The organism is Candidatus Enterococcus wittei (assembly GCF_002140175.1).
GTDB classification, from domain to species: Bacteria; Bacillota; Bacilli; order Lactobacillales; family Enterococcaceae; genus Enterococcus_B; species Enterococcus_B wittei.
The window spans coordinates 4,913-5,529 of the sequence record NZ_NGMO01000012.1; the positions used below are offsets into that span (position 1 = coordinate 4,913).

1 protein-coding gene is annotated in these 617 nt (G+C 34.0%); it reads right to left on the reverse strand.

Going from position 1 to position 617, the window contains the following annotated elements; genetic code table 11:
- Positions 1 to 291: 291 nt before the first annotated feature.
- Entirely contained in the window at positions 292 to 378 is an 87-nt protein-coding gene (locus A5844_RS14830; protein ID WP_373419215.1) for a putative holin-like toxin, read from the reverse strand.
- Positions 379 to 617: the final 239 nt, after the last annotated feature.

Below are 617 nucleotides of genomic sequence, written 5' to 3' on the forward strand. Positions count from 1 at the left end.
ATTTATAGATTTTATATGTATGATAAATATTTAGTCTATTCTTTTTGGGAAAACAAGTCTACATAAAATATAAATCCTTTATATAAGACTGCTTGAAGCAATTTTTCTATCTCTAGTACTATTTATATAAATACTATCCAACATTTGCAGATTTTCAATTACTTTGATATACTAGTGATGATAAAAAGGAGCCATGCGTCAACATAGCTCCTTAAGTAGAACCGTTAAAAAGACGGTGACTATCATATTTTACGGATTTAACCATCTATGACTCGTCCAAGTGTTAGATGGTTATTTTTTTTGGTCTTTGTGGCCAATGATCAGCAAAACTAACGTCGCAAAAGCGATCATCAGTTGAATTGCTTCAAAAGTTGACACTGCTTACTCCCTTCTAGGGATACAGCTATGAACCATAGGCATCACCCCTTTTTCAAGAGATTAGCCCTGTCTCTTATACACATCTAGATGTGTATAAGAGACAGAGTTGACACTGCTTACTCCCTTCTAGGGATACAGCTATGAACCATAGGCATCACCCCTTTTTCAAGATACACATCTAGATGTGTATAAGAGACAGGATAAATATTTAGTCTATTCTTTTTGGGAAAACAAGTCTA